The organism is Lentzea sp. NPDC051208 (genome assembly GCF_040682435.1).
Classification (GTDB): domain Bacteria; phylum Actinomycetota; class Actinomycetes; order Mycobacteriales; family Pseudonocardiaceae; genus Lentzea; species Lentzea kristufekii.
This window is the reverse complement of record NZ_JBFBAW010000013.1, coordinates 229,794-252,206: the sequence shown is the minus strand read 5'-3', so window position 1 is coordinate 252,206 and position 22,413 is coordinate 229,794. Positions and strand designations below refer to the sequence as shown.

Genomic DNA, 22,413 nt, shown 5'->3' with positions numbered 1-22,413 from the left:
GTGCTCGACTTGGTGTCCGTGCTGGCTGCGCGCGGACTGCTCGCCGTCGTACGGGCGGCCGGCCCGGACATCGCCCTCGACACGGTGCGCACCCTCGTGCGCTGCGGTGTCTCGCTGATCGAGGTCTCCCTCACCACCCCGGGCGCGGAAGTCGTGCTGGAACGAGCGAGCTCGGAACTGGGCGACGAGGTCGTGCTCGGTGCGGGCACCGTGCGCACCACCGCGGACGCCGACAGCGCCGCTGCAGCGGGCGCGCGGTTCACCGTCACCCCAGCCGTCAACGAGGCCATTGCACACAGCCGCTCCCTGGGGCTGCCCGTGCTCGCGGGTGCACTTACACCCACAGAGGTCCACAACGCGCTCGCCGAGGGCGCCGCCGCGATCAAGCTCTTCCCCGCCTCCTTGGGCGGTGTCCAGTACCTGCGGGCTCTGCGCGCTCCCTACCCCGAGGTGGCGTTCGTGCCCGTCGGCGGTGTCGAGGAGAACAGCGTGCGTGCCTACCTGGACGCAGGCGCCATCGCAGTCGGTGTCGGCGACCCGCTCGTCGGCGATCCGATCGGTCGCACCGAGCGGATCGCCCGGTACCACGGCCTCGCGACCCGGCCATGATCGATCTGCTCACTTTCGGCGAGACCATGGCCGCCTTCCGCGCGGACCAGCCGCTGCGGCTCGGCGGCAACCTGCGCCTGTCGATCGCCGGTGCCGAGGCCACTGTCGCGATCGGGGCCGCCCGCCTCGGCCACCGGGCTCGTTACGTCGGCCGCGTCGGCCCTGACGAGTTCGGGCTGTTGATCACCCGCACGCTCAAGGCCGAAGGCGTCGACATACGGCAGGTGTCGCGCTGTGCGGCACCGACCGGTTTCATCGTGTTCGAACCCCGCATCGCCGACGTCGTTCGCGTCACCTACCGCCGCACTGGATCCGCCGGGTCCACAATGGATGCTCCTGACCTCGAACGCGCACTCGCGGATGGCGCACGTGTGCTGCACGCCACCGGTATCACCGCAGCATTGGGTGAAGGACCACTTCGTGCTGTGCGGGCAGCCGTCACCAACGCGTCGGATGCGGGTAGTGTGCCGTCAGCTTCGACGTGAACTACCGCGCCGCTCTGTGGACCCGCGCCGCCGCGGCCCAGGCCCTGCGTCCGCTAGTCCGTCACGTCGACATACTCATCGCCTCGGACGACGAACTGGCTCTTGTCGCCCCAGAAGTGGCCACTACGGAAGACGCGCGCGTCGATGCCCTGCTCGCCGCGGGCGTTCGCGAGATCGTGATCAAACGCGGCGCGGCCGGTGCGGAGGTCATCGGCGCCGCAGGCCGCATGGCGCGCCCCGCCATCTCCGTCCCGGTCGTCGACACGGTGGGGGCGGGCGATGCGTTTGTCGCGGGCTACCTCTCGGCCGTCCTCGACGGCCTCCCCATCTCGGACCGCCTGAACCGCGCGGTCACCACAGGTGCCTTCGCCGTGGCCTGCAGAGGTGACTGGGAGGGGCTGCCCACGCGAGAGGAACTCGGGCTCCTCGACCTGGAACCAGGCACAACCCTGCGCTGACCGCCACATCGAGAGAGCTTTTCAAGCGGTCTTTTCGTCAAGCCCGGCCGCGCCGGGTACTTCCCGGGGCGCTCGGCGTTTCTCGCACGTCCCGCGAGCAGGCGCCGAAGGTCCAACCACGACTGATGACTTCGAAAGTCACCAGTCGTGGTCGGAGCCTCTTGCCTGGGCGGACAGCCACGATGGGCCGACGTCGCCTCGCGGACCGCTAGTTGAGGACGAAGGAAGCCTGATCGACCCGCAGCCATTGGTTCGCCGCGGCATTGGAGGTGAAGGCGACCGTGGCTGAACCGTTGGTCACGTTGACGTTTGGGATGGTGACCTGGGTCCACGTGTTGGTGGCCGGGATTGCCACGGTTCGTTCAACGCCGCCGTATCCCATCACGCGGGCCATCGCCTGCGTCTGCCCACCGGAACTCTTGACCTTGGCCGTCAGCGTGTAGGTGCCGTTGGGGATGAACGTGAGGTTCTGCTTGGTCGTGACCGTGTAGGCCGACGTGCTGCTGTGCTTCAACGAGCGCGACCCGTCGACGACATCATCGGTGGCGATCATGCTCGCGGGCTTGTCGTAGGACTCGATCCAGCCGGGCACGATCCAGGCGCCGGGGTTGGTCTTAGGCAGTGCGTCGAAGCTGGGATTGCCCAACAGGTTGGTCCCCTTGAGCGGGCGGGAGTAGAACCGGAAGTAGTCGAAGTCGCTCGAGCCGGCGGCCACAGTCGTCCCTGCGACGGGGTCGTACGGCAGCGCGGTCAGCCAGTGGTTCATCGGAGCGTATTGGTAATTGGTCGCGACGTTGTCGATCGTGAAGCTCAGGTCCCCGTTGATGAAGAACTTGATCTCCTGGGGTGTGTACTCGTAGCCGTAGACGTTCCAGTCGGCGTAATTGACCTCGCGCTCCGCGCCGGTCTTGTACCCGCTCCGCTTCATGATCGTGCCTTCGGACTGGGGGTAGTTGCCGTGGTCCAGCCTGTCGGGCGAGTTGTGCTCGAAACCGTCGATCTCGAACAGCTGGTTGTTCTCGGGCAACTGCGAGGCATCGATGTCGTCGTTGATCCTGGTGTCTCCGCCGGCCCCGGTCATGTTCCTTCGCAGACCCATGCTCCAGAACGAGGTGTGCAGCGGTGCCGAACCGCTGTACAGGCGGGCGCGTACCTCGTAGTAGCCGTAGCCGAACAACTTGCGGGAGATGACGCCTCCGCTGACGAAGTCCTGCACACCGTCCCCGTTGACGTCGCGCTTCGAGTAGCTGAAGCGCAGGGCGCCCCCGGACTCGCTGACCGCACTGGACGTCATGTAGCCGCCGCGGTACGGGCCGGTGATCCGGTAGTACCAGTCGTTGGCGTTGACGGTGCTGTCGTTGAACTCATCGGCGTAGGTCGGTGTTGAGCTGTACAGCGAGGAAATCTCAGGTGGAGCGACAGGTGGTTGTGCGGCGGCGGTTGCGGGGGCCAACGCGCCCGCCGTCACCGCAGCGATCGTGAACAAGATCAGACGAGACCGCCTGTGCTGCCTTGGGGACCGGGAAACCATGTAACGCCTCCTGTGAGATTTGGTGCGAAAAACAAATACATATGGCGCATGCGACAATCACTCAACACAATCGGAATCCGATAACCTTCGATAAGGTGCCGCAGGCGGGCCTGCGACATCGACGTCGACACAGAGCAGCGCGCCGTCGAGCGGCCCGGGATCAACGAGCCCGGCCGACGCGGTTGTGATGATCAGCAGCGATCCGGCGAACGTGACGGCAGTGGGGCGGGACGCCGGCAGATCGATCGTGGTCAACAGACGTCCGGTCGGGGTGTACCTGCGGATCTGGGCGGCATCCCAGACTGCGACCCACAGGTTTCCCTCAACGTCGATGGCGAGGCCGTCGGGGTTGCCGCCGTCGACCTGGCTCACGACCCGTCGACCGCTCAGCTCGCCGTTCGAGGACACGTCGAACGCCTCGATACTGCGGTGGGGCAGGGTGTCGATGTAGTACATGGTGCGGCCGTCTTCACTGAAGCACAGTCCGTTCGAAACGGTGACGCCGGTCAGCCGGGTGATGATCGCGCCGGTGACCTCCAGGCTGTAGAGACAGCAGGCGGGGGAGCGCGGCGCGCATTGGGTACCCGCCCAGAACCGACCGGTGGGATCGCACCCTCCGTCGTTCATCCACGCCCAGGCGGGTGCCGGATCGTTGCCGATGACCTCGACCGTGCCACTTGCGGTGACCTCGCGGAACCCGCCCGCAGCGGCGACGATCCAGCGGTCGGGCGCTCCCTCGACCGGGGCCGGACAGCCGATCCGTCGCGCTACGGGGAACGTCTCGTGGTTGACCAGGCCGCTCTGGGTCAGCACCGCACAGTGGAGGTTTCCTGCGGCCATGTCGACCCACAGCAACCGGCCGGCCGCAAGGTCCCAGCGCGGGGATTCGCCGTGTGCGTAGCGGTGTGGAGTCAGGACACCGATGTCGAGGCTCACCGCCGTGATCTTTCAACCGATGACGATAACCGGTGTGGTGGTGTCATTGTTGTTATCTCCCAAGAGGGCCGTGCCAACCAGCGGGCAGACTGGAGCGCCATGACCGCCGGTTGCCGCTGGAGGGTTCACCGCTTGTCGAGCAAGCCCTGTACCTGCTTGCGCAAGTCGTTGAGCCCCGTCTGCACATCGCTTTGTCCGGCGAGGATGTTGGCGACACCCTGACCGATCGTGGTGTCGATCTGCTGCAGCACAGGGAGCCGGTCCCACGCGCCGCTGCGGGTGTGCTGGGCAACGTTCGAGTAGAAGTCGGTCTGGAACTTGTTCGCCGTCAGCTCAGGAATCTGATCGGCCACGGACTTCACCGATGGCAACACCGACGACTTGGTGAACAGCGCCCTCGCGGCATTCACGTCGGTGAGGGCGAACTTGATGAAGTCGATGTTGCTCAGTTCGCCCTCGCCCGCGCTCGCGCAGAGACCCTTGCCCCAGAACCGGTTGAACGACGGTTTGCCTGCGTGCGACGGCCGGGTCAGCGCGGTCATGTTCGCGACGAGATCCGCGCTGCCACCGTTCGCACGGACGAACGTGGAAGCCAGCGGTGCGTCGTCGTACATCGCTGTCTTGCCTTGGGCGAACAGGATCCGCGCATCGGCTCGGGCGACACCTGCCTTGGTCAGCCCCGCATCCTGCAAGCCCTTGTACCAGGTGATCGCCTCGACGCTCTCCCGGTCGCCGATGGTGCACTTCAGGTCCGGGGTCACGACCTCGCTGCCCCAGCCCCACATCCAGTGCGCGGCGTCCTTCAGATCGGGATTCTTTGTGACCGCGGCGTACGGAATCAGAGCGGAGTCCTGCTGTTTGATCCGCTCCAGGGCGGAGGCGAACTCATCGGTGCTCATGCCTGAGCGCAATCCGGCGCTGCCCGCGATGTCGCCATTGGCTACCAAGCCGATTCCTGACGCGGTGAGAGGGATGGCGAGGAGTTTGCCGTCGATCCGGTAGGCGTCGAGGGCACCCTTGGGGATGTCGAGGCCGGCTGCCAATTCGTTGAGGTCGGCCAGCACCCCCAAGGGAGCGAGTACCTGCCATGGTCCTGCCTCCGCCACGCCTTGGAACTTGGCGCCCAGCAAGGCGAGCTGGTGGGAGGCTTGGTCATAGGGATAGGTGATGACCTTGACCGTGGCGCTCGCAGACTTCTCCCAGCCCGCGATGAACTCCTTCCAGCCCGCGCTCTGCGCCGAGTCCCCAACGGAGTTGCCGTAGAAGTTGACCGTCGACGTCCTGGTTGCAGCGCTACGGCCGGAACTCTGCGGACCTGCGGAAGTCGCGCAGCCCGTCAAGGCGAAGGCACCCGCGGCGGCCAGCGTGCCGCCCAGAAACGAGCGCCTGCTCAGGTTGAAGGTGGATTTCATGACACTTCTCCTTGTGCTTCGGGCTAAATGGATCAGCCCTTGACCGAGCCGGCCGCGAGACCGGAGACGAAGTACCGCTGGAGCGCGATGAAGATGAGCGCGAGCGGCAAGGAAGTGATGAGTGAGGCGGCCATCAGCGCCGGCCAATCACCCGTGCCGTCCCGGATGAACGACTGGGTCAGGCCTGCGGGGAGGGTCTGGCGGTCCGGCCCGCCGAAGGCCAGTGCGAACACGAGATCGCTCCAGCCGCGCATGAAGGCGAACATGCCTGCGGAGAGCAGACCGGGCACGACGAGCGGGAAGACGATCCGCCAGATGGTGGCCAGCCGGCTCGCCCCGTCGATCTTCGCCGCTTCCAGGATCTCGTCGGGCAGGTTGTCCATGATTCCCTTGAGCAGGAACACTGTGAGCGGGAGTGTGAACGTGGTGAAGGAGAGGATGAGCGCGGCGTAGGTGTGGAGCAGGCCGATCGAATCGAGCAACAGATACAGCGAAACCAGCAACAGCGCGCCAGGGATCAGCTGCCCGATGAGCAGCATGATCATGATGGCGTTGCGGCCGCGGTAGCGGAACTTCGACAGCGAGAACGCCATCAGTCCGCCGACCAGCACGGACAAACCCGCAGTGCCTGCCGACACGACCACGCTGTTGACCAGATTGCGGAGCAGAGCGTCGCTGCTGAAGAAGCTGATCAGGTTGCCCAGCGTCGGATCCAGTGGAACGAGCGGGCGGTCGTCGGAGAACACGTCCTCCCGTTCCATGAACGCGGTGGCCGTCAGCCAGTAGACCGGTAACAGGGCGAACAGCGCGAACACCGAGAGCACGAGCTTGCCGGGCAGTGACAGCGGGGGGTTGTAGATCGCCTCGCCGATCTCGGTTCGACTCTTCATCGGTTCTCCAGCTTCCGGTTCAGCACGAGGTAGCCACCTGATACGGCCAGAAGAAGCACCAGCCACAGCACGCCCAATGCGGCGGCCTGGCCAAGTTCGAAGCTGCCGAACGCGAGTTGATAAAGGTCAACGGCAAGGGTCATCGTGGCGTCACCGGGCCCGCCCCCGGTCATGACGAAGATCGTGTCGAAGGTGCCGAAGTTGTAGACGAACTCCAGGACCGTCACCAAGGTGATCGGCCCGATGAGGTGAGGCAACGAAACGTGCATGAAACGCTGCAACCGTGACGCGCCGTCGATGGCAGCGGCCTCGAGTTGCTCACGGGGCAGGGTCTGCAGGGCAGCCAGAGCGACAACCATGATCCAGGGGAACGATTGCCACGTCTTGGCGATCACCACCGCGGCCATCGCCCCGGCCGGCGATTCCAGCACGCTGATGCCGTCGAGACCGAACCGTCCGAGGATGTTGTTGATGACGCCATAAGTGTCGTTGAAGATCCACGCCCACAGGAACGAGACGACGACACCCGGCAACAACCACGGCAGCATCAGCAAGCCGCGCAATGTGTTGCGGCCACGAAGCTTGCCGTTCAGCAGCATCGCGACCGAGACGCCGATGAGGACCGGGAACACGGTCGCGAGAGCGGAGAACTCCAGCGTGGTCCCGAGTCGCTCGAGAAACTCCGGCCACACCGTCCCGTAGTTGTCCAAGCCGACGAAGGTCCGGTCCGGCCGGACCAGGGACTGGTCGAAGAGACTCGTTCCCACGCTGGCGAGCAGCGGGTAGATCGAGACCGCCAGGAACAGCGCCAACGCGGGCAGGGCAACCATGAAGCCGAAGGTCCGGTCCCGCACACCCAACCTCGGCCGTTCTTCCGGCGGGGGTGGGCGCAGCGGCGTGGCTCCGTCGCTCCGAACTTGCAGGATCTCGGTCATCTCATGGCCTTCCGCAGTCGGTTCCTCGGGGTACAGGACGGCTGTGGCATGCAGTGCATCACATTTCAGATGGGACTTCCACTATATGCAACTGAAACCTGCTCACGGATGCGACGAGGTCGGTCATCAGATATGCTCTGCTGTGCGCACACACGGCATCAGGTTCACCAGGAGGCGGAGTGGCAGTGGAAAACGGCGGCGGCACCCAGGCGGTGGAGCGGGCGATGTCGCTGCTGGCTTGCTTCAGTGAGGCCAAAGGCGCCTTACGCGTCTCGGAACTGTGTGCGATGACGGGTCTCGGGCAGTCGACTGTGTCCCGGATGATGTCCACCCTCGACCGCATGCGGTTCGTGCGCCAGGACTCCCGAACAGGCCTGTATCACGTCGGGCCTGCCGCGATCTCTCTCGGCACGCTCGCGCTGAACAGCTCGCCCGTGTTCCGGGCCTCCCGGCAGGTCGCTCAGAATCTGGCCCATCGGTCGGGTCTGGGTGCCAATGTCGCCGAACTGGACGAGTTCACCCTCCGCTACCTGTGCAACTTCGAGGGTCCCAGAGCTCCCAAGTCCTTCTCGATGGCGGGCCGAAGCGCCCCCTTGCACGCAACGGCGCTCGGCAAAGCCCTGCTCTCCGCCATGTCCGCCGAGCAGGTCAGCGAGTACTTCCAAGCCCCGCTACCTCAGCTGACTCCCCGAACCATCACCGACTGCCAGGTGATGGCTGCCGAACTCGAGCAAGTCCGCGCCCGCGGCTATGCCTCCGAGGTCGAGGAGCTCGCCTTCGGTCGGGCCTGCATCGCCGCACCGATCCGCGACAACCTCGGCGCGGTCGTCGCCGCGATCTCGATGAGCGGTCCCCTGTCTGCTCTGGACCCGCGCGCTCCTCACGAAGACCTGGCGCTGTTGATCATCGAGGCCGCCGATGAGATCTCGGTGGCGTTGGGGCACAGTCCCGCGCTCCGCGATGACGTGTTCATCTCACTCTAAGCACGCGGATCTCCGGTTGCAGCTCGCAGCGTTGGAGCGCGAGCCCGCGGCCGTGAGGTTTCTGCGGACTCGGTGTGGAAGCCCAGCTGGACCAGGTCGAGCACGGGATGGTCGGCGGCTGAGCCAGGCGTCCGCAAGCGCCTTTTTGTGTCGATGTCGGTTCATGGATCAACTGGAAGCGGTGGAGCGCGGGACAGCATCGGGGCGTGACCGACCTCTTGTCGAACCTGTGACGACCGCGCTCACTGAGGTGGTCCGGGAGACAGTAGCTGCCTGTCACGACCGGACGGGTTGGCGGTCAACATCGCTGCGGCTGATGTCGACCGGTCTGGATGGGCGAACGTGACCAGATCGCGTCTCACCCATGCCCGCGGGTTTGCTGCACGGACGACACGACATGTCGCAAGCAGCGATGAGATACCGCTCGGGACTGCATAAGCAACCTGAGTCCCACCCGACGGGCACAATCCCTGACGCAAGGCTGCAACACACTCCTGCGTCAAGGAGGGATCAGCAGGAGCGCCGCAGAATCGAGCCCGACGTGCCCGCGAGCGACACTGAACCCACGGACTGGCCTCTCTCATTCGTAAACGTGGCGTCGCCGAGCGGGATGGTGACGGCTTTCGAGGTAGTCGGGTTGGCGTTGACGATCACCGCACCGCAGCCGAAGTCACGACGGAAGAGATTTGTGCCGATGGGTCGGTACGCCCCGGACGGTCTGCCGAGCCGCCAGCTCTCCTCGATTCGGCGCGGCGATGGATCTCCGTAATCGTCGGTGTGCTGGATGGGCGCGAAGGCACTGTGCGCACCGTTCACCATCAGAAAGCTCGCCAACGCGAAGCGGAACGGTCGTTGCGCGCCATTGGTGAAGTGTGGCTGCACCCACGTGATCTTGCCACGCGCCTCGTTGGCGGCGATCTCGGCGAGTTGCCTGCTCCACCCTTCGCTGTACTCGGGCAGCATGTTCGTGTCGCTAAAGGTCAGCCACCACTCATCAAAACCGCCGTCGACGTGCTCGGTATAGGAGTTCCACGCCCCGGCGAACAACCGCGCGTTCGCCAGGTTGGCCACGGTTGTGAGACCCGCTGCGGCGAACTTCGGTCGGGTGTTGCCGAGCATCGCCTCATAGGCGTTCTGAAAGGACTCGTCACTCGGGTACTTCGCTGGGCACACGCCCTCATGATAGGCGTCGCATGCGAACAACGCGTTGTCCATCAACACACCGTCGAACCCCGAGGCCTTGGAAGCGGAGATCACGTTCTCGGCCCATGCGTCCTGATAAGCGGTGTTGCCGATGTCCATCTGCCAGTGTCCCGGGTAGCCGCTGTACTCAAGCCGTTGCCCGCTCGCGCTGCGTAGGAACCATTCCGGATGAGACCTGTTCGTGGCGCAGTATCCGATACCGGCCGGCAATTGCGAGTCGTCCACTCCGTCGCGGCACGCATAGCTGCGCGTTGAGGAGAGATCCTTGTAGACGAACACCTGAACGCTGGGATTGGCCGCCTTGAGCTTCGGGATGAACGCGGTCTCCCAAGCATTCAGCACGATGTAGGTACGGCGCCGGGCCTCCGTCTCAAGCTGCGCGTCGGTCACTGGAGTGCTGTTGAGGTGCAACCAGAACGACTGTGCCGTAGGAGTTTCTCCGCGATACGTCACCGAGTCTCGCGCCGGAGGTTCGGCGGTGGGCGTGGGCATCGTGCGTCGCGTTCTCGTAGTCGCGTCACCGGCCACGATTGGCAGAGTGATCGTGCGGCCTACTCGGCGGTCGCGGTCTCCTCGGCGGCGGTTTAGGGAGCTCGTGCTCACGTGAGCGGCCAGCCGAATCTCGGCCCCAAGTCCGCGTGTCGGTGCGACTCTGTCCACCTTGTCGTTCCACTCGGACGGCACGGGCGGGCTGGCAGCTATGACCCCGGCCATGGTGATCAGCGCCAGTATGGTGGGCGCGTGTCCGTGCGGCCGTGTTCGTGCTTCGGACGGCATGACGACCTCCAGGATGGGCTGGACCAACAGGCCGTAGGTCGTCGAGCGACCAGAAGTTGTAGTGATCTCACGCTATGCAGCGAAACTGATCGAGTCGTGCCTCTGAGGGACACCTTTTCGGGCTATCGACAGTGCGTCTGTGTCACATTGGCGAACCCACGTGGGTGGCGGCAGGTTGCCGATGGCTGATCCGGCCAACTGGAACGACTGTCGCCATGACATCGACCGGGGTACCGACTTCGCGTGGGAACCAGCAGCGACAGCGTTGTGCCCGACCGAGGTGCTTCAGCTGAGCTCTGCAACACGACCGCGACGAACACAGCTCGGCCAAAGCGGCGAGGGCGCGCGGGGCATTTTCCGAGCGATCTCGGCGGCCCGGAGCAGAAAATCTGATCAGGCGAGTGAATTTCGCATTGTTGTGGTGTGAGAGGCCATCTGACGCTGTTGAGTGGTGCTGTCCAGGTTGTGCTGTACGTGTGTTCTGGGTGAAACGGCCAATTGCTGCGGGAGTTCTCGTATTGACCGACCAGTCCCGCAAGCTCCGCGGCTCGGCACCTCCTCCTCGCTCGTGCAGGGGCACTTGGAAGGCGGGATCCGCCACAGCGCTCGGTGAGGGTGTTGTGGCCATGACTGCGCCGCCTCGTGATCAACTGCTGTGGCGGCTCATCGTCACTCTTCTGTTTGCCCGTCCGGCCTTTACTCTTGGGTAGGTGATGAACTCACTTTCATTCGCCGCTTGTGTGTTCGGCGCTCGCATCGTGCCGTTCGGCGCAGAGTCGCCGAATCTAAGTGAATCGTTTTTCGCGACGGCCTTGAGTTGCTGAGGGCGAACTCAAGAAAACTAGTTCATCGATCTTGTCCGCAACGGCTTTCGGTCGTGACGCGAGCTTCGGTCGTTGACGTGAGTGTCCGGCGGATACGGATGTGCGGCTCCAAAAGTTGCCTGGCAAGGGTAAGAAGCGCATCGAGCAGGAAACCGTGTACGTGTGGCTGCCCTTTCCGGCTGAAATAACTGGTGTGGCGCTGGCACGATCGGAGCAGCCCACGGGAGCCGCAGTGGATGGAGATGCTTTGCCGACGTACGAGGAGCAACTTGGAGAATGGCTCGACGAGCCACTCCGGAAACTGAAGGACGACTACCGAGCCCACCTTGACCGGGACTGTGAACGGCGCGCTTGCGAGATGTGGGAACAGCTCGGTGTCGCCACAGGGCATCGCGATCCGGTCATCACAGAGTTGATCACGCTCGTGAATGATCTCCTCCGCAGGATCGATCGCGAGATGACGGGCCGTCAGCGGGCTGAGTACCTTACAAGTGCTGAATTCGATCGTGATGTGACTGAATGCATTTCACTTGCGACGGCTCGAGGTGGTTCTCAGTTCAACAGTGGATCGGCTGAGATCTCGCCGGAGCCTGCGAAGGATCCGGCAGTGGTGTCGGAAGCGGTCGCGCTGGAGCTGGCGTTACCAGTGTTGGAGGAGCTTTCGCGAACCAGGCCTGATCTCCTCGTCCAGCACTCCATCGATGAGCTCGTTGCGCAGCTTGGACGGATGATCGTCCGACGCTTGGCGGAACGCTGAAAAACCCAGGAAGGCTATCGATGCAACCCTATGATGCGGAATTGGGCAACGCCATCGATGCGGCGCTCGACCGGCGGCTGGCAGCCGCACCGCAACTCGCCGTCGACTTCAATAGGACCTTCGGTTCGCAGGATGCCCTCATTGCCCAAGAATGGATCAACTATGGACTGGCTCAGCACGCCGACGAGATGAGCGACGTGGTGTTGACCGCGAGGGAAGCAGCCAGCGTGCCCCAGCCCGACCAAATGGTCACCACCCCGGTGAATTCAGGAAGAACCGTCGCGGATCTGGAGCCTCGCACGAGGGTGGTGCTCATCAACCACAACGACTCCTTTTATGGAGCCGTGGGCACCGTCGATCGGCCGGTTTCCGGCACTCACGTGCGGGTGGCGTTCGATCTGAAGCCGAACGCCCACTACGACGTGCCGGCCGCGCATCTCGATCTTCACCGCGACATGGATCACGTCAGGAGCCTGCTGGAGATGGACGACGGCCGATGGACGTTTACCGGCGTGCCGTCGCTCGTGCAGTTTCTCCGTGCCAAGGAAGCCAACAACGGCAAGTGGGCGTTCACCGGCAGTGTCGCCCTGTCCTACTGGGCGCGGGAGTACAATGTCCGCTTTCGCCACCCGCACGACATGGACATCGTCGTGGCGAACCTGGACGCCTGGTACTTCGACTTCGGTTTGGCGGTCAACGGCTCGCCCGGGATGCCTTCACTCACTGCCGATCATCGGACCGTCCAGCTCAGCATCGGCAAACTGGACATCATCGCTGACGGTCGGGGACTGGGTGAGTTCGGCGCTGGACCTCACCTCGTCGGGGGCGTTCCGGTCGTCGGTCTGCGGACTATCGGCTACTACAAGAAGAAACGTGGTGCGCCGAAGGATCTCGAGGATCTGAAGGTCGTCAACCGGCTTCTGCGCCTGCAAAACCGCTAAGCGATCAGTTCAGAATGAGCTGACCAAGGCCGGAGCCGTGTTCTACGCCGCGACGGGCGATGATCGGTGTGGTCGTTGTCGCCACTCTGAACAGAGATGTTCCGCGCCTGGGAGCGTGTTCGGTGAAGTCGTGGAGTTGAACTCGGCCGCATTCTTACGTCGTCAGGCTAGGCCGCGGTGATGCGGAAGACCTGGAGCGCAACGCTGGCGCAGCGGGTGCGTTGCACGGGTGCATGGCGAAAGCCGGAGTGGAAGGGCGCGAGACGCGTCTCCACTGCTTGTCGACGTAGAGGACAAGTCCTTCAGGTGCCTGGCCGAATAGACGTTCTACCCGCGTGAGCGTGGTTTAGCGGATCAGGTGAGTGCTCAATTGCCGGATGGCGAACCAGGGCCGGTGTTTGCCGAGCCGCTGCCCTCGAGGCTCAGCGCCGCAGCGAAAGGCAGTCATCCGGTCGGCCGAGCCGTCGCGGAGCTCCACCGCGGCCGACCGGATGACAAGGCACCGGTTGTCTTCCAGTCGTCTCGATGATGGGCCGTAGTCGTCGGCGAGGGTAGCCGTGCCCGGACGGCGGCCCGCCAGCCGTCCACCAAGGACGGCGTCGGCGACTCATTCGGTGGTGAGCTTGCGACCGTGCGCCAAGTCAGCGCCTGGCAGGCCGAACTCGTTGGTCTCGGCCATGACGCCGAAGGTCCGATTGAGCTGTATGTGCACTGCTGCGACTCGCGTTCAGCGGCGTTGGTGTAGATCACCGTTGAGAAGTAATTGGGCTGCGCGCTCCCCGATCATGATTGCCGGAGCGTTGGTGTTACCACTCGCCACAGAGGGCATGATGGACACGTCGGCGACGCGTAAACCTTCCACGCCTTGTACCCGCAGCTGTGGCTACACCACGGCGTCGGGATCGTTCCCCATTCGACAGGTACCTGCGGGGTGAGGCGTGCCGGCGACGCGTTTGGCATAGGCGCGCAGCAATGAGTGATCACGGACATCGCGTCCAGGAGCGATCTCCTCCGCTCGCACTCATCGAACGCTTGCTGGGCACCGATTCCTCTCACCATTTCGAGACAGGCAACCATTGCGTCGAGATCACGGGTTTCCGAGAAGATCGCCGGGTCGATGGCGGGAGGAACGGCGGGGCCGGCACTGCGCAGCCGAAGGCCCCGGCTGTGCACTCCTACGACTATCGGAGAGCAGCTGAATCCCTGGTTCACTACCGGGTATCCGTCAACTGGTACCGGGATTGTGAGGAACAGCCGAAGAAGGTCCGGCGCAGCGAGGGCCAGATCGCTGCGCCAGAACGCATGAGCCTCTGCGACGAGACCTGGCATCGCTGGAACGGGCTTCTTCGCGCTCCACACCACGGAGCACCTGACGTGATTGTTCCGCACCGGGTTTGATGGAGATCATCAAGCCTGGATGATGAGGAGTAATGGCTGCACCGAAGAAGTACCCCGATGAGCTGCGTGAGCGGGCGACCCGGATGGCCGTGGAGGCCCGTCGGGACCTGGCCTCGGCGACCGGGGCGATCAAGCGGATCGCTGAGCAGCTCGTGATTCATCCCTAGGCGCTGCGGACCTGGGACAAGTGCGCGGATACCGACGCCGGGGACTGGCCGGGCACCACGCCACGACCAGCGATGCGGAGCGGCTCACGCAGCTGGAGCGGAAGAACCGTCAGCTGCGGCGGGCGAATCAGATCTTGAGGTCAGCGGCCTGTTTCTTCGCGGCGGAGCTGTACCGTCCGTCGCGATGAAGGTCGCGTTCGTCGGCTCGCTGCGGGAAGAACACGGTGTCCAGCCGGTCCTGCAGGCGCTCGCGCAGACGTCCGCCGAGATCGCACCGCCGACCTCTTACGCGGCCAAGTCCCGTCCTGAGTCGGCCCGTGCGGCACGCGACCGGGAGCTGACCGGGACGATCAAGCGGGTGCACCAGGACAACTACGGCGTCTACGGGGCGCGGAAGGTGTGGAGGCAGCTGAACCGGGAGGGCGTCGACGTCGCCCGCTGCACGGTCGAGCGGCTCATGCGCGAGGCTGGGTTGCATGGCGTGCTGCGGGACAAGTCTCCGCGCACGACACGCCCGCGGCGGGGACCGGCAGATCGCTGACCTGGTAGAACGTGACTTCGCCGCGACGCGTGTCAACGAGCCGTGGGTCGCGGACATCACCTACATGCGTATCGCCGCCGGCTGGGTCTACGCGACGTTCGTGCTCAATGTGTTCTCCCGCCTGATCGTCGGCTGGCAGGTTGCCACCAACCTCTACACCGATCTGGCGCTGGACGTGCTGCAGATGGCGATCTGGCGCCGCCAGGCGGCTGGCGCGGACCTGGCCGGGCTCGTCCACCTCAGCGACCGCTGCGTGCAGGGTGGATTCAACTGGTCGTCGCAACACCCTCTGATGTCGGAGGTGGTTAACGATGGCGGCGGCGGACTGGACCAAGAAGACCAGCGATGCGCCGGAGCGTGCGCGTCGGCAGTGGCGCGCGGATTGGGCGCCGCGGCCCGCGATGCGCTCGCCTGGCACCGTCGTCGGGCCAGAGCCGCCGACGCGGAAGGGGCTGACAAACCTCATCGGCAGGATCGGCGGTGGGCGACCGCTTGGAGTCCAAGCAGATTTCGCACCGGCTGAAGCTCGACTTCCCCGATGATGAACCGTCACGGATTTGAGACCGGCTTCGGTTTCAGACCAGCGCCGGTCGGCGTGGCGGGTGTTGAGAGTAGTACGCGGCTTCGTACTCGGCCGGGGTCAGGTAGTCCAGACGCGGGTGCAGACGGGGGTTGTTGTACCAGTCCGCCCATTCCATGAGCGCGAACTCGACCTCGGCTAGGGACTTGAACGGGCCGTGCCGGTTGACCACCTCAGTCTTGAACAAGCCGATGATCGACTCCGCTAGCTTGACTCTATCGGTGATCTTGCTCGCGTGGGTCAGCTGCTGACGGCCCTCCAGGACTTCAGTCGAGGGATCTCTTGTTGGTCCAGGAAATCCTGGAAGGCGGTCGGTAGTCGGGATGAGGTTGTCTCGCTGGTTGGTGGCAGGCCGCTGAGGCGTTCGATGTTCACGGCGATCGCGGTGAAGACATGTTGTAGGTGGGCTTTGGGTTGTCCGCGGTTTGGCAGGCTGCCGCCGTAGTGGTCGGTGCGCTGGTTGGTGTTGAGGGCGAGGAACTGCTGGAGCAGGTAGCCGTTGGCGCTGTGGGGTTCGACGCCATCGAAGCCGGCTTCGATCGCGCGCTTCGCCGCGGTGGCGTGGTCGTCGATGAGTTGGTCGATGTCGGCAGTGGTGGCCGCCTGCGGTAGGCGGTTGGGCTCCGCGTTGTGGGCGTGTCCTGCCTGTGGGTCTACGGCTGAGGGAGCGAGGACGCGCCCGGTGCGCTGTCGATCCCTCTACGACCGGTGTTCGCCTCCTGGCTCGGCTGGCTGGCCCTTGATCATCGTGCGCGGTCCTGACCAGGACCCGGCCGAGATCGCCTGGCAGGCAGCCAAGATCGGATACGCCGACCTCGTCGAACTCGCCAGCGGCATGGATGCCTGGACAGCGGCGGGACTTCCCACCACCACGACCAGGCTGGTCGGTCCGGGCGACGTGCGCGGGTCGGTGCTCGACATCCGGCAGAGCGCCGAGTTCGCCTTCGGCCTCCTGCCGGGAGGGCAGCACGTCGGGCTCGGCGACCTGCCCGCCCGTGCCGGAGACGTGCCGCGAGAACCGCTCGTGGTGATGTGCGGCCACGGCGAACGAGCGATGGGCGCGGCCAGCCTGCTCGAACAGGCCGGGCACCGCGACGTCGCCGTGCTCACCGGCGGACCCCGCGACTGGGCCGCCGCGACCGGCGGACGGCTGGAGAGCGGCCGGTGAGCGTGCGGCTCGGGTTGCGCGCCAACCTCGCCCAATTCAGCCTGCTCGTCGCGGTCAACGCCCTGGTCGGCGGTGTGCTGGGGCAGGAACGCGCGGTGCTGCCGCTGCTGGCCGAGAACGAGTTCGGCCTGACCGGCTACACCTTCGTGCTCACCTACGTCGTGGCCGTTCGGCCTGACCAAAGCCGCCACCAACTACTTCGCGGGCACCTGGTCCGACCGCTTCGGTGGCCGCCCGGTGCTGCTCGCGGGCTGGCTCGATACGATCCCGGTGCCGCTGCTGCTGATCTGGGCACCGTCGTGGGGCTGGGGTGGTCGCGGCGAACGTGCTGCTTGGCGTCAACCAGGGCCTGACCTGGTCCACCACCGTCATCATGAAGATCGGCCTCGCCGGCCCGTCCCGGCGAGGCCTCGCGATGGGACTCAACGGTGCCGCTGGCTACATCGCTGTCGCAGTCACCGCGCTCGCCACCGGCTACCTCGCCGCGCGTTACGCCCTGCGGCCCGCGCCGTTCCTGCTCGGACTGTCCTACGTGGTCCTCGGCCTCGGCCTGTCGGCTTTCGCCGTGCGGGAGACCCGTGAACACGCACGGCTGGAAGCGAAACACCACCCCGCCGCGATCGGGGACGCGCCGAGCGATCGGGAGATCTTCGCCCGGACCAGCCTGCGCGAGCCCGCCCTGTCCGCCGCCAGCCAGGCAGGCATGGTCAACAACCTCAACGACGGCCTCGCCTGGGGCCTGTTCCCGATCCTGTTCGCCACCGCCGGGTTCTCCGTCACGAAGATCGGCGTCCTCGCCGCGGTCTACCCAGCCGTGTGGGGGCTGGGTCAGCTCGTCACCGGCCCGCTGTCCGACCGGTGGGGCCGCAAACACCTGATCACCGCCGGAATGCTGGTGCAGGCAGCGGCGCTCTCCCTCGTCGCGACCGCCGGCACCTTCACGACCTGGCTGGTCGCCGCGGTTCTGCTGGGCGCGGGCACCGCGATGGTCTACCCGACGCTGCTCGCCTCGATTGGCGACGTCGCCCACCCCGCGTGGCGAGCCCGCGCCGTCGGGGTCTACCGGCTCTGGCGTGACGGCGGCTTCGCCGTGGGTGCGCTGCTCGGAGGCATCGTCGCCGACCTGTGGGGCCTGCGCGCCGCTATTTGGGTCGTGGCCGTGCTCACCGCGCTGTCCGGCGTCGTCGTCGCCGTGCGCATGTACGAAACCCACCCCGACAGGATGGTCAGCGCGTGACCGTCCCCAGCGGACTCCTCCACGGACCGATCTACCTCGACTACAACGCCACCACCCCGATCGACCCGGCGGTGACTGACTCGATGCTGCCCTACCTGACCGCGGAGTTCGGCAACCCTTCCAGCACGCACCACTGCGGACGAGAGTCCCGCGTCGCCCTGGACCACGCCCGGAACCAGGTCGACACGCTCCTGGGATTCACGCACAGGCGTTCGACGCCCGCAGCGGTGGACACAGGCTGAACGTGGGAGGACGATGGGAGGAAATTGGGAGAAGTCAAGGTGTGGCAACAGGATTGAGCTGTGTTCAAGTGCATCCAACTGCATCGTCGCGACCTGCCGCTTCAGCGCTTTCGCACGTCAAGCGATGATCTGGCCCACCTGGGGGTCAAGGGGTCGCAGGTTCAAATCCTGTCGTCCCGACGGTCTGAATCAGCCCGCTGATTCTGGGTGAAAGCCCAGGTCAGCGGGTTTTTTCATGCGCTCTTTTCGATCTTGTGATGACTGTCCACAGTGGTCTGTACTGGCCGGTAACCCGGTGTTTGGGAGGATTTTGGGAGAATCGGTTTGCCAAGGGCGAAATGGGGTCGCGTTGGCTAAAGCGAATCGTGTCCTCCATTCGGGTGTTCTTCCCTGGCCGTGACTGGCGTGTGCGGTGGCGTTGTCCAAGGGGTACGGCTTGCGGTGATCAAGGTAGATGGCAAGATCATCGCCCAAGAAGTGGACGGCCGTCTTCAGCGGGCGTTCCCAGTGCGGCTGTCGTTGCCGGGGCCAGTGAATCAGTTGCCTTCAGGACACGGAGAAATTTGTCGCAGGTATTTACTCCGTTGACATCCGGCACGACCTGCTGATCGATTGCATCGTGACGCAGGACGGCTTCACCGGTGCCCGGTGACTAGGCTGGAACGCCGACGCGATGGGGAACCGGTTGGCGGAGGATGCAGGAGAGTGCCAGCCCCGTCGAGCTGGACTACCTCAGTGTATTCAGGCATCAGAAGGTGGCCGTGACCCGAAGATCACTTTGCTGCCGCTGCGTGATTTGCAGTGGTCGGGACTCGCTGCCCGGCTCTCGCTTTGCGCACAGCGGATGCTGCTAACGTCGGATTCCGCCACGGCGGTCGACGCGCTCACCGAGCCGGAGCCGATACTGTTCTGAACTCCGGCATCACCCGCGGGGCTGCCGCTCAGTCAGTCGAACGCGAGGAATGCCCGCCGGATGTCCACCACCGCCAACCCGCGCATTGGTGCTCGTGTGCTGCTGCTCGACGCCCATGACCGTGTGCTGCTCATCCATGCCTGCGATCCGCACGACCGCGGTCACCACTGGTGGGAACTACCCGGTGGCGGCCTCGACGAGGGCGAGAACCTAGAGGGTGCCGCTGTGCGTGAGGTTGCGGAAGAAACCGGACTCATCATTTCGTCGCTGGGGCACAAGCTGTGGATCCGTGAATCCCGCTTCCGTTACAAGGGACGCGACCACTACCGCGAGGATCACGTGTTTCTCGCCCGCATCACCGATACCGCGCCGAATGTGGCACTCAAACTTACTGAGAACGAGAAAGCCGGACTGATCGAACGACGCTGGTGGTCAGCAGCCGAACTGCGCCTGTGCAGCGACAAGCTGCTGCCTGCTCGGCTTCCCGGCTTGCTTGACCAAGTTCTCGATGGGCGTCTCGACACCACACCGCTGAGACTGGTCGACTGACCGCGCGTAAAACCTTTGCGACGCCGACGACAACGGGGACGCCGGCCGCCGACGCGCTCTGATCGTTACCGGCGGAGACGACAGAACGACGCTGATGCGGAGCCTGGATCGGGGTGCCGCTAGATAGGAGCACAGCTCGTCAGATGCGGTTGCCGCGTTAGCCGCCTCGAGATCGGGGCCTTGTCGGCGAGGCCAGTGGCGGCGGCATTCTTGCTGTCGGGCAGTGAGCTCGGTACGTGCCGCCGCCCTGGCCGGATCCCCGGCAGGGCACCAACCTGCGCGGGATCGTTCTGCGCGGGGCCGGATCCCCGGCGGGAGTACCAAAGGAGGGGAACAGGGCTGACCAGCGGTTTTACATCGGCGGTTTGGTGGTGGAGTCAAGTTTCGAGCTGTCCACGCCCAAGTAGCACCCGTTGGGGACGGGCTCCGACCCGTCCCCACGTCGGGCATTGGACGCCGATCCTAGATCGCCGCTGTTGCGTGTCCAGCAGGACAGGCCGAGCCTGCAACTGTCCGTTGCTGACCACTGCCTCCTCGCCCGCCTCAAGACTCAACCGGGTCGGCGTATCGGGGCTGCTAACTGCACCGCCAGGTGGCCTGGCTACGCACCCGCACCGCTCACGGCCTGATCTGGGCAAGCTCGTTCCGCAGCACCTGCAGGCAGCGACGATCATGGCCGAGATACGGCACGCACTGCGCGCCTACGCGGTCGAAGGGCACGGCCCCGTCGAGATCCTGCGCAGACTCGACACCATGATCATGCGCTTTCACCCCGCCGGAGGCCTCGCCGCGATGTGCCTGCTGCAGGTGGATCTACAAGCAGGCACGATGACAGTGGCCAATGCCGGCCACGTACTACCGTTGGTGGCCGACGACCAGGGAGCCTGGTACCTCCACATCAGAGGCCCCCTGCTGGGTATCGGACTGCAACGACCGGAAGCGACCGAACTGCCGCTGCCCATCGGCACCACCGTGCTGCTGACCACCGACGGCCTCGTCGAACGGGCGCGACAGCGACCTGGACGACGGCATGGAGAAACTCCGGGCGGCCGTGTCACACACCGACGACCTGGACGAGCTCGCCGACCGCTTGCTCGCCCAGCTCGGTGAAGGTTCGCAAGACGACATCGCGTTGGTGTTGCTGCGCAGGCTCGCATGACGCCGTCCGGAGTTCTCGTCTTGGATCTACCGGTGCATCCTGGCGTCGTGGTCTCGGCGTTGCGCCGGGAGCTCACCGCCGCTCTGGAAGGCCTCGGCGAGGATCACCTCTACGACGTTCTGCTCGTGATGACCGAACTCGTCAGCAACGTCGTGGACCACATGCCCGGCGCCGGACGGCTTCGAGTCCTGCTCAGCCAGGTGCCGTGCGCGGTCACGATCGAGGTCGACCACGATTCGGCGACACAACCCGTGTACGGCCGTTCCCGGCTGCCCAACGACAACCGCGGACGAGGAATGGTCGTCGTCGACAACCTCGCGGACACGTGGAGGACCAGGCCACGAACCGGCGGTGGCAAGACCGTGTTCGCGTCGGTCAGCTGCTGAAGTCACCGGTATCGCGCTGAAGTTGGCGCATCGATGACATCGCGCGCGAGGTAGAGCCAGTTAGTGCAATGCCGCGTCGTTGCGGCGCGAACCGATCGCCTGGTCGTATGCCTGGACCAGGTCGCTGGCGACGCGACCCCACGAGTACCGCACGCACGCCCGGTCGCGGGCGCTCGTGCCGAGCAGGTCCTGTTTCGTCGAGTCAGCCACCAGTGCGCGCAGCGTCCGGAAAAGCTCAGCCACGCTGCCCTGCGGCACGTGCAGACCGGTGATGCCGTGCACCACCATGTCACTCGGACCGTCAGGTATGAGCGCGATGACCGGGACACCACACGACATCGCCTGCAACGTCAGAGCTTCTTGCTCAGCAGATGAGCCCGCGCACACCGCGATATCAGCAGACCGCAGAAGTGCCGCACGATCCTGCTCCGACAACAACCGAGCAGTGCCGCCGATGGTCGCGAACTTGGTGTTCGGAACCATGCTGGAGACGTCAATGTTGTTGAACGACAACGGTTCACCCAGCCACACCACGCGGTGTGGCAGCGAGCGGGACCTACCGGAGCTGTCCGGCTGGAACAGTTCGGTGTCCACGCCCGGCGGAACCACGTACACCTGTGCCCTCCGCGCACCGGCTCTGATCAACGCAGCGGCTCGGCGCTCGCTGGTGACGACGATCCGGCTTGCAGCACGGCAAAGCGCTCGCTCAACCGAACGAGACTGAACGGTCTTCCCGTCCGGTTCGTCCACAGTCTGTACCAAGGGCACCTGGACGTGGCGTGCACTCATCGCACTCACCACCCCGGATGCCCACGATTGCGCATGCACGACATCAGGCCTTTCCCGCTGCCACTGCGCGACGAGCTTGTCCGCGAACGCCGCTGCGGTCGGGGGAAGGTGCGTGACCGCGAACCCATTCATGGTCGTGTGCTCTGGCGCGGCGAGATCCGAGTTACCCGTGTACACGGTCACCTCGTGCTGATGCCGGGAAAGTGCGCCGGCCAACGCGGCGACATGACCTCCGCGTGAGCCGACGACGGCGTTCACAGGACTGGCGTCGAGAGAGACCATCGCAATCTTCACCGGAAAGGCTCCTTCGACGAGCACAGCGAACCGATCCGAGCTGCATCCTCAACCCGTTAGTGCGATTGGTATACCCGTTGTTGCGCAGAACGAAACCTTGAGCGCATCGCCGGGGGAAAAGCTCGGCATCCGCCACCCGGCGGGTAGATTCGCGTAGGCGGGGAGCCGCGACCTCGAAATATTGACGACGCCAGTGTGGATGCCGAAGCGATGGGCAATGCAGAGGGTGATCCGCTCGTGATACACGGG

The 22,413-nt window shown here is 65.0% G+C and carries 21 protein-coding genes and 5 pseudogenes; 16 read left to right on the top strand and 10 right to left on the bottom strand.

The genetic code is table 11. From position 1 onward, the window contains the following. The 3 genes from AB0M48_RS30060 to AB0M48_RS30050 are packed head-to-tail and all read left to right on the top strand — an operon-like array spanning window position 1 to window position 1,552. Window positions 1-609: a bifunctional 4-hydroxy-2-oxoglutarate aldolase/2-dehydro-3-deoxy-phosphogluconate aldolase gene (locus AB0M48_RS30060; RefSeq protein ID WP_363848451.1), complete on the top strand. Its 609-nt coding sequence runs from the start codon at window positions 1-3 to the stop codon at window positions 607-609. After that, window positions 606-1,094, top strand: a complete 489-nt coding sequence (locus AB0M48_RS30055; protein ID WP_363848448.1) for a PfkB family carbohydrate kinase — start codon at window positions 606-608, stop codon at window positions 1,092-1,094. Before AB0M48_RS30060 ends, AB0M48_RS30055 begins: the two co-directional genes overlap by 4 nt. Next, window positions 1,091-1,552: a PfkB family carbohydrate kinase gene (locus tag AB0M48_RS30050; RefSeq protein WP_363848445.1), complete on the top strand. Its 462-nt coding sequence runs from the start codon at window positions 1,091-1,093 to the stop codon at window positions 1,550-1,552. Before AB0M48_RS30055 ends, AB0M48_RS30050 begins: the two co-directional genes overlap by 4 nt. Window positions 1,553-1,760: 208 nt before the next feature. Here AB0M48_RS30050 and AB0M48_RS30045 read toward each other — a convergent pair whose 3' ends face one another. The 5 genes from AB0M48_RS30045 to AB0M48_RS30025 all read right to left on the bottom strand — a co-directional run bounded on the left by AB0M48_RS30045 (window position 1,761) and on the right by AB0M48_RS30025 (window position 7,256). Then, window positions 1,761-3,038, bottom strand: coding sequence for a hypothetical protein (locus AB0M48_RS30045; RefSeq protein WP_363848442.1), 1,278 nt, complete (start codon window positions 3,036-3,038; stop codon window positions 1,761-1,763). Between the two features lie 102 nt (window positions 3,039-3,140). Then, window positions 3,141-4,019 carry an SMP-30/gluconolactonase/LRE family protein gene (locus AB0M48_RS30040; RefSeq protein ID WP_363848440.1) on the bottom strand — a complete coding sequence of 293 codons (879 nt, stop codon included), beginning with the start codon at window positions 4,017-4,019 and terminating at the stop codon, window positions 3,141-3,143. Between the two features lie 125 nt (window positions 4,020-4,144). Then, a complete protein-coding gene (locus tag AB0M48_RS30035) occupies window positions 4,145-5,431 on the bottom strand; it encodes an extracellular solute-binding protein (protein WP_363848437.1) in 1,287 nt (428 codons plus the stop codon). 32 nt (window positions 5,432-5,463) lie between these two features. Then, window positions 5,464-6,321, bottom strand: coding sequence for a carbohydrate ABC transporter permease (locus tag AB0M48_RS30030; protein ID WP_363848434.1), 858 nt, complete (start codon window positions 6,319-6,321; stop codon window positions 5,464-5,466). After that, window positions 6,318-7,256 carry a sugar ABC transporter permease gene (locus AB0M48_RS30025; protein WP_363848431.1) on the bottom strand — a complete coding sequence of 313 codons (939 nt, stop codon included), beginning with the start codon at window positions 7,254-7,256 and terminating at the stop codon, window positions 6,318-6,320. Before AB0M48_RS30025 ends, AB0M48_RS30030 begins: the two co-directional genes overlap by 4 nt. 179 nt (window positions 7,257-7,435) lie before the next feature. Between AB0M48_RS30025 and AB0M48_RS30020 the strand changes: the two genes are divergently transcribed. Then, on the top strand, window positions 7,436-8,239 hold the full coding sequence (locus AB0M48_RS30020) for an IclR family transcriptional regulator (RefSeq protein WP_363848428.1): 804 nt from the start codon (window positions 7,436-7,438) through the stop codon (window positions 8,237-8,239). A gap of 510 nt (window positions 8,240-8,749) precedes the next feature. Here the strand turns inward: AB0M48_RS30020 and AB0M48_RS30015 are convergent. Next, window positions 8,750-9,832: a putative glycoside hydrolase gene (locus AB0M48_RS30015; RefSeq protein WP_363848425.1), complete on the bottom strand. Its 1,083-nt coding sequence runs from the start codon at window positions 9,830-9,832 to the stop codon at window positions 8,750-8,752. 1,311 nt (window positions 9,833-11,143) lie between these two features. Here AB0M48_RS30015 and AB0M48_RS30010 point away from each other — a divergent pair. After that, on the top strand, window positions 11,144-11,800 hold the full coding sequence (locus tag AB0M48_RS30010; RefSeq protein ID WP_363848422.1) for a hypothetical protein: 657 nt from the start codon (window positions 11,144-11,146) through the stop codon (window positions 11,798-11,800). A 41-nt stretch (window positions 11,801-11,841) separates the two neighbouring features. Further along, on the top strand, window positions 11,842-12,741 hold the full coding sequence (locus tag AB0M48_RS30005) for a hypothetical protein (protein ID WP_363848420.1): 900 nt from the start codon (window positions 11,842-11,844) through the stop codon (window positions 12,739-12,741). A 727-nt stretch (window positions 12,742-13,468) separates the two neighbouring features. On the opposite strand, the pseudogene AB0M48_RS30000 reads toward AB0M48_RS30005, so the two are convergent. After that, window positions 13,469-13,762: pseudogene (locus tag AB0M48_RS30000) on the bottom strand (GMC oxidoreductase). 409 nt (window positions 13,763-14,171) lie between these two features. Between AB0M48_RS30000 and AB0M48_RS29995 the strand changes: the two are divergent. The 3 genes and pseudogenes from AB0M48_RS29995 to AB0M48_RS29985 all read left to right on the top strand — a co-directional run. Beyond that, window positions 14,172-14,306 carry a hypothetical protein gene (locus tag AB0M48_RS29995; RefSeq protein WP_363848417.1) on the top strand — a complete coding sequence of 45 codons (135 nt, stop codon included), beginning with the start codon at window positions 14,172-14,174 and terminating at the stop codon, window positions 14,304-14,306. A gap of 184 nt (window positions 14,307-14,490) precedes the next feature. Further along, on the top strand, window positions 14,491-14,847 hold the full coding sequence (locus tag AB0M48_RS29990; protein WP_363848415.1) for an IS3 family transposase: 357 nt from the start codon (window positions 14,491-14,493) through the stop codon (window positions 14,845-14,847). After that, window positions 14,783-15,085: pseudogene (locus tag AB0M48_RS29985) on the top strand (DDE-type integrase/transposase/recombinase); the annotation flags it as partial. The gene AB0M48_RS29990 and the pseudogene AB0M48_RS29985, both read left to right, overlap by 65 nt. Window positions 15,086-15,422: 337 nt before the next feature. Here AB0M48_RS29985 and AB0M48_RS29980 read toward each other — a convergent pair. Both AB0M48_RS29980 and AB0M48_RS29975 read right to left on the bottom strand, forming a co-directional pair. After that, on the bottom strand, window positions 15,423-15,623 hold the full coding sequence (locus tag AB0M48_RS29980) for an IS3 family transposase (RefSeq protein ID WP_363848549.1): 201 nt from the start codon (window positions 15,621-15,623) through the stop codon (window positions 15,423-15,425). Window positions 15,624-15,667: 44 nt separating this feature from the next. Beyond that, window positions 15,668-16,030: pseudogene (locus AB0M48_RS29975) on the bottom strand (hypothetical protein); the annotation flags it as partial. Between the two features lie 145 nt (window positions 16,031-16,175). Here AB0M48_RS29975 and AB0M48_RS29970 point away from each other — a divergent pair. The 7 genes and pseudogenes from AB0M48_RS29970 to AB0M48_RS29940 all read left to right on the top strand — a co-directional run bounded on the left by AB0M48_RS29970 (window position 16,176) and on the right by AB0M48_RS29940 (window position 21,081). Beyond that, window positions 16,176-16,595: a rhodanese-like domain-containing protein gene (locus tag AB0M48_RS29970; protein WP_363848412.1), complete on the top strand. Its 420-nt coding sequence runs from the start codon at window positions 16,176-16,178 to the stop codon at window positions 16,593-16,595. After that, window positions 16,553-17,832 (top strand): annotated as a pseudogene (locus AB0M48_RS29965) (MFS transporter). The gene AB0M48_RS29970 and the pseudogene AB0M48_RS29965 overlap by 43 nt, the downstream one beginning before the upstream one ends. After that, window positions 17,829-18,074, top strand: coding sequence for an aminotransferase class V-fold PLP-dependent enzyme (locus AB0M48_RS29960; protein WP_363848410.1), 246 nt, complete (start codon window positions 17,829-17,831; stop codon window positions 18,072-18,074). Before AB0M48_RS29965 ends, AB0M48_RS29960 begins: the two are co-directional and overlap by 4 nt. Window positions 18,075-19,047: 973 nt before the next feature. Continuing rightward, complete coding sequence (locus AB0M48_RS29955) at window positions 19,048-19,536, top strand: NUDIX domain-containing protein (RefSeq protein WP_363848408.1); 489 nt, start codon at window positions 19,048-19,050, stop codon at window positions 19,534-19,536. Window positions 19,537-20,208: 672 nt separating this feature from the next. Further along, window positions 20,209-20,490 (top strand): annotated as a pseudogene (locus AB0M48_RS29950) (SpoIIE family protein phosphatase); the annotation flags it as partial. A gap of 76 nt (window positions 20,491-20,566) precedes the next feature. Then, window positions 20,567-20,695 (top strand): hypothetical protein, encoded by a 129-nt coding sequence (locus AB0M48_RS29945; protein WP_363848560.1) that lies wholly within the window; start codon window positions 20,567-20,569, stop codon window positions 20,693-20,695. Window positions 20,696-20,727: 32 nt separating this feature from the next. Further along, window positions 20,728-21,081: an ATP-binding protein gene (locus AB0M48_RS29940; RefSeq protein WP_363848405.1), complete on the top strand. Its 354-nt coding sequence runs from the start codon at window positions 20,728-20,730 to the stop codon at window positions 21,079-21,081. Between the two features lie 60 nt (window positions 21,082-21,141). Here AB0M48_RS29940 and AB0M48_RS29935 read toward each other — a convergent pair whose 3' ends face one another. Further along, window positions 21,142-22,188, bottom strand: coding sequence for a glycosyltransferase family 4 protein (locus tag AB0M48_RS29935; protein ID WP_363848402.1), 1,047 nt, complete (start codon window positions 22,186-22,188; stop codon window positions 21,142-21,144). Between the last annotated feature and the right edge of the window lie 225 nt (window positions 22,189-22,413).

Bases quoted from the DNA above. Each gene is read 5' to 3' on its own strand.
- AB0M48_RS30025 (WP_363848431.1), bottom strand. From the start codon at position 7,256: ATGACCGAGATCCTGCAAGTTCGGAGCGACGGAGCCACGCCGCTGCGC.
- AB0M48_RS29990 (WP_363848415.1), top strand. From the start codon at position 14,491: ATGAAGGTCGCGTTCGTCGGCTCGCTGCGGGAAGAACACGGTGTCCAG.
- AB0M48_RS30035 (WP_363848437.1), bottom strand. From the start codon at position 5,431: ATGAAATCCACCTTCAACCTGAGCAGGCGCTCGTTTCTGGGCGGCACG.
- AB0M48_RS30030 (WP_363848434.1), bottom strand. From the start codon at position 6,321: ATGAAGAGTCGAACCGAGATCGGCGAGGCGATCTACAACCCCCCGCTG.
- AB0M48_RS29955 (WP_363848408.1), top strand. From the start codon at position 19,048: ATGTCCACCACCGCCAACCCGCGCATTGGTGCTCGTGTGCTGCTGCTC.
- AB0M48_RS29995 (WP_363848417.1), top strand. From the start codon at position 14,172: ATGGCTGCACCGAAGAAGTACCCCGATGAGCTGCGTGAGCGGGCGACC.
- AB0M48_RS29945 (WP_363848560.1), top strand. From the start codon at position 20,567: ATGGAGAAACTCCGGGCGGCCGTGTCACACACCGACGACCTGGACGAG.
- AB0M48_RS30055 (WP_363848448.1), top strand. From the start codon at position 606: ATGATCGATCTGCTCACTTTCGGCGAGACCATGGCCGCCTTCCGCGCG.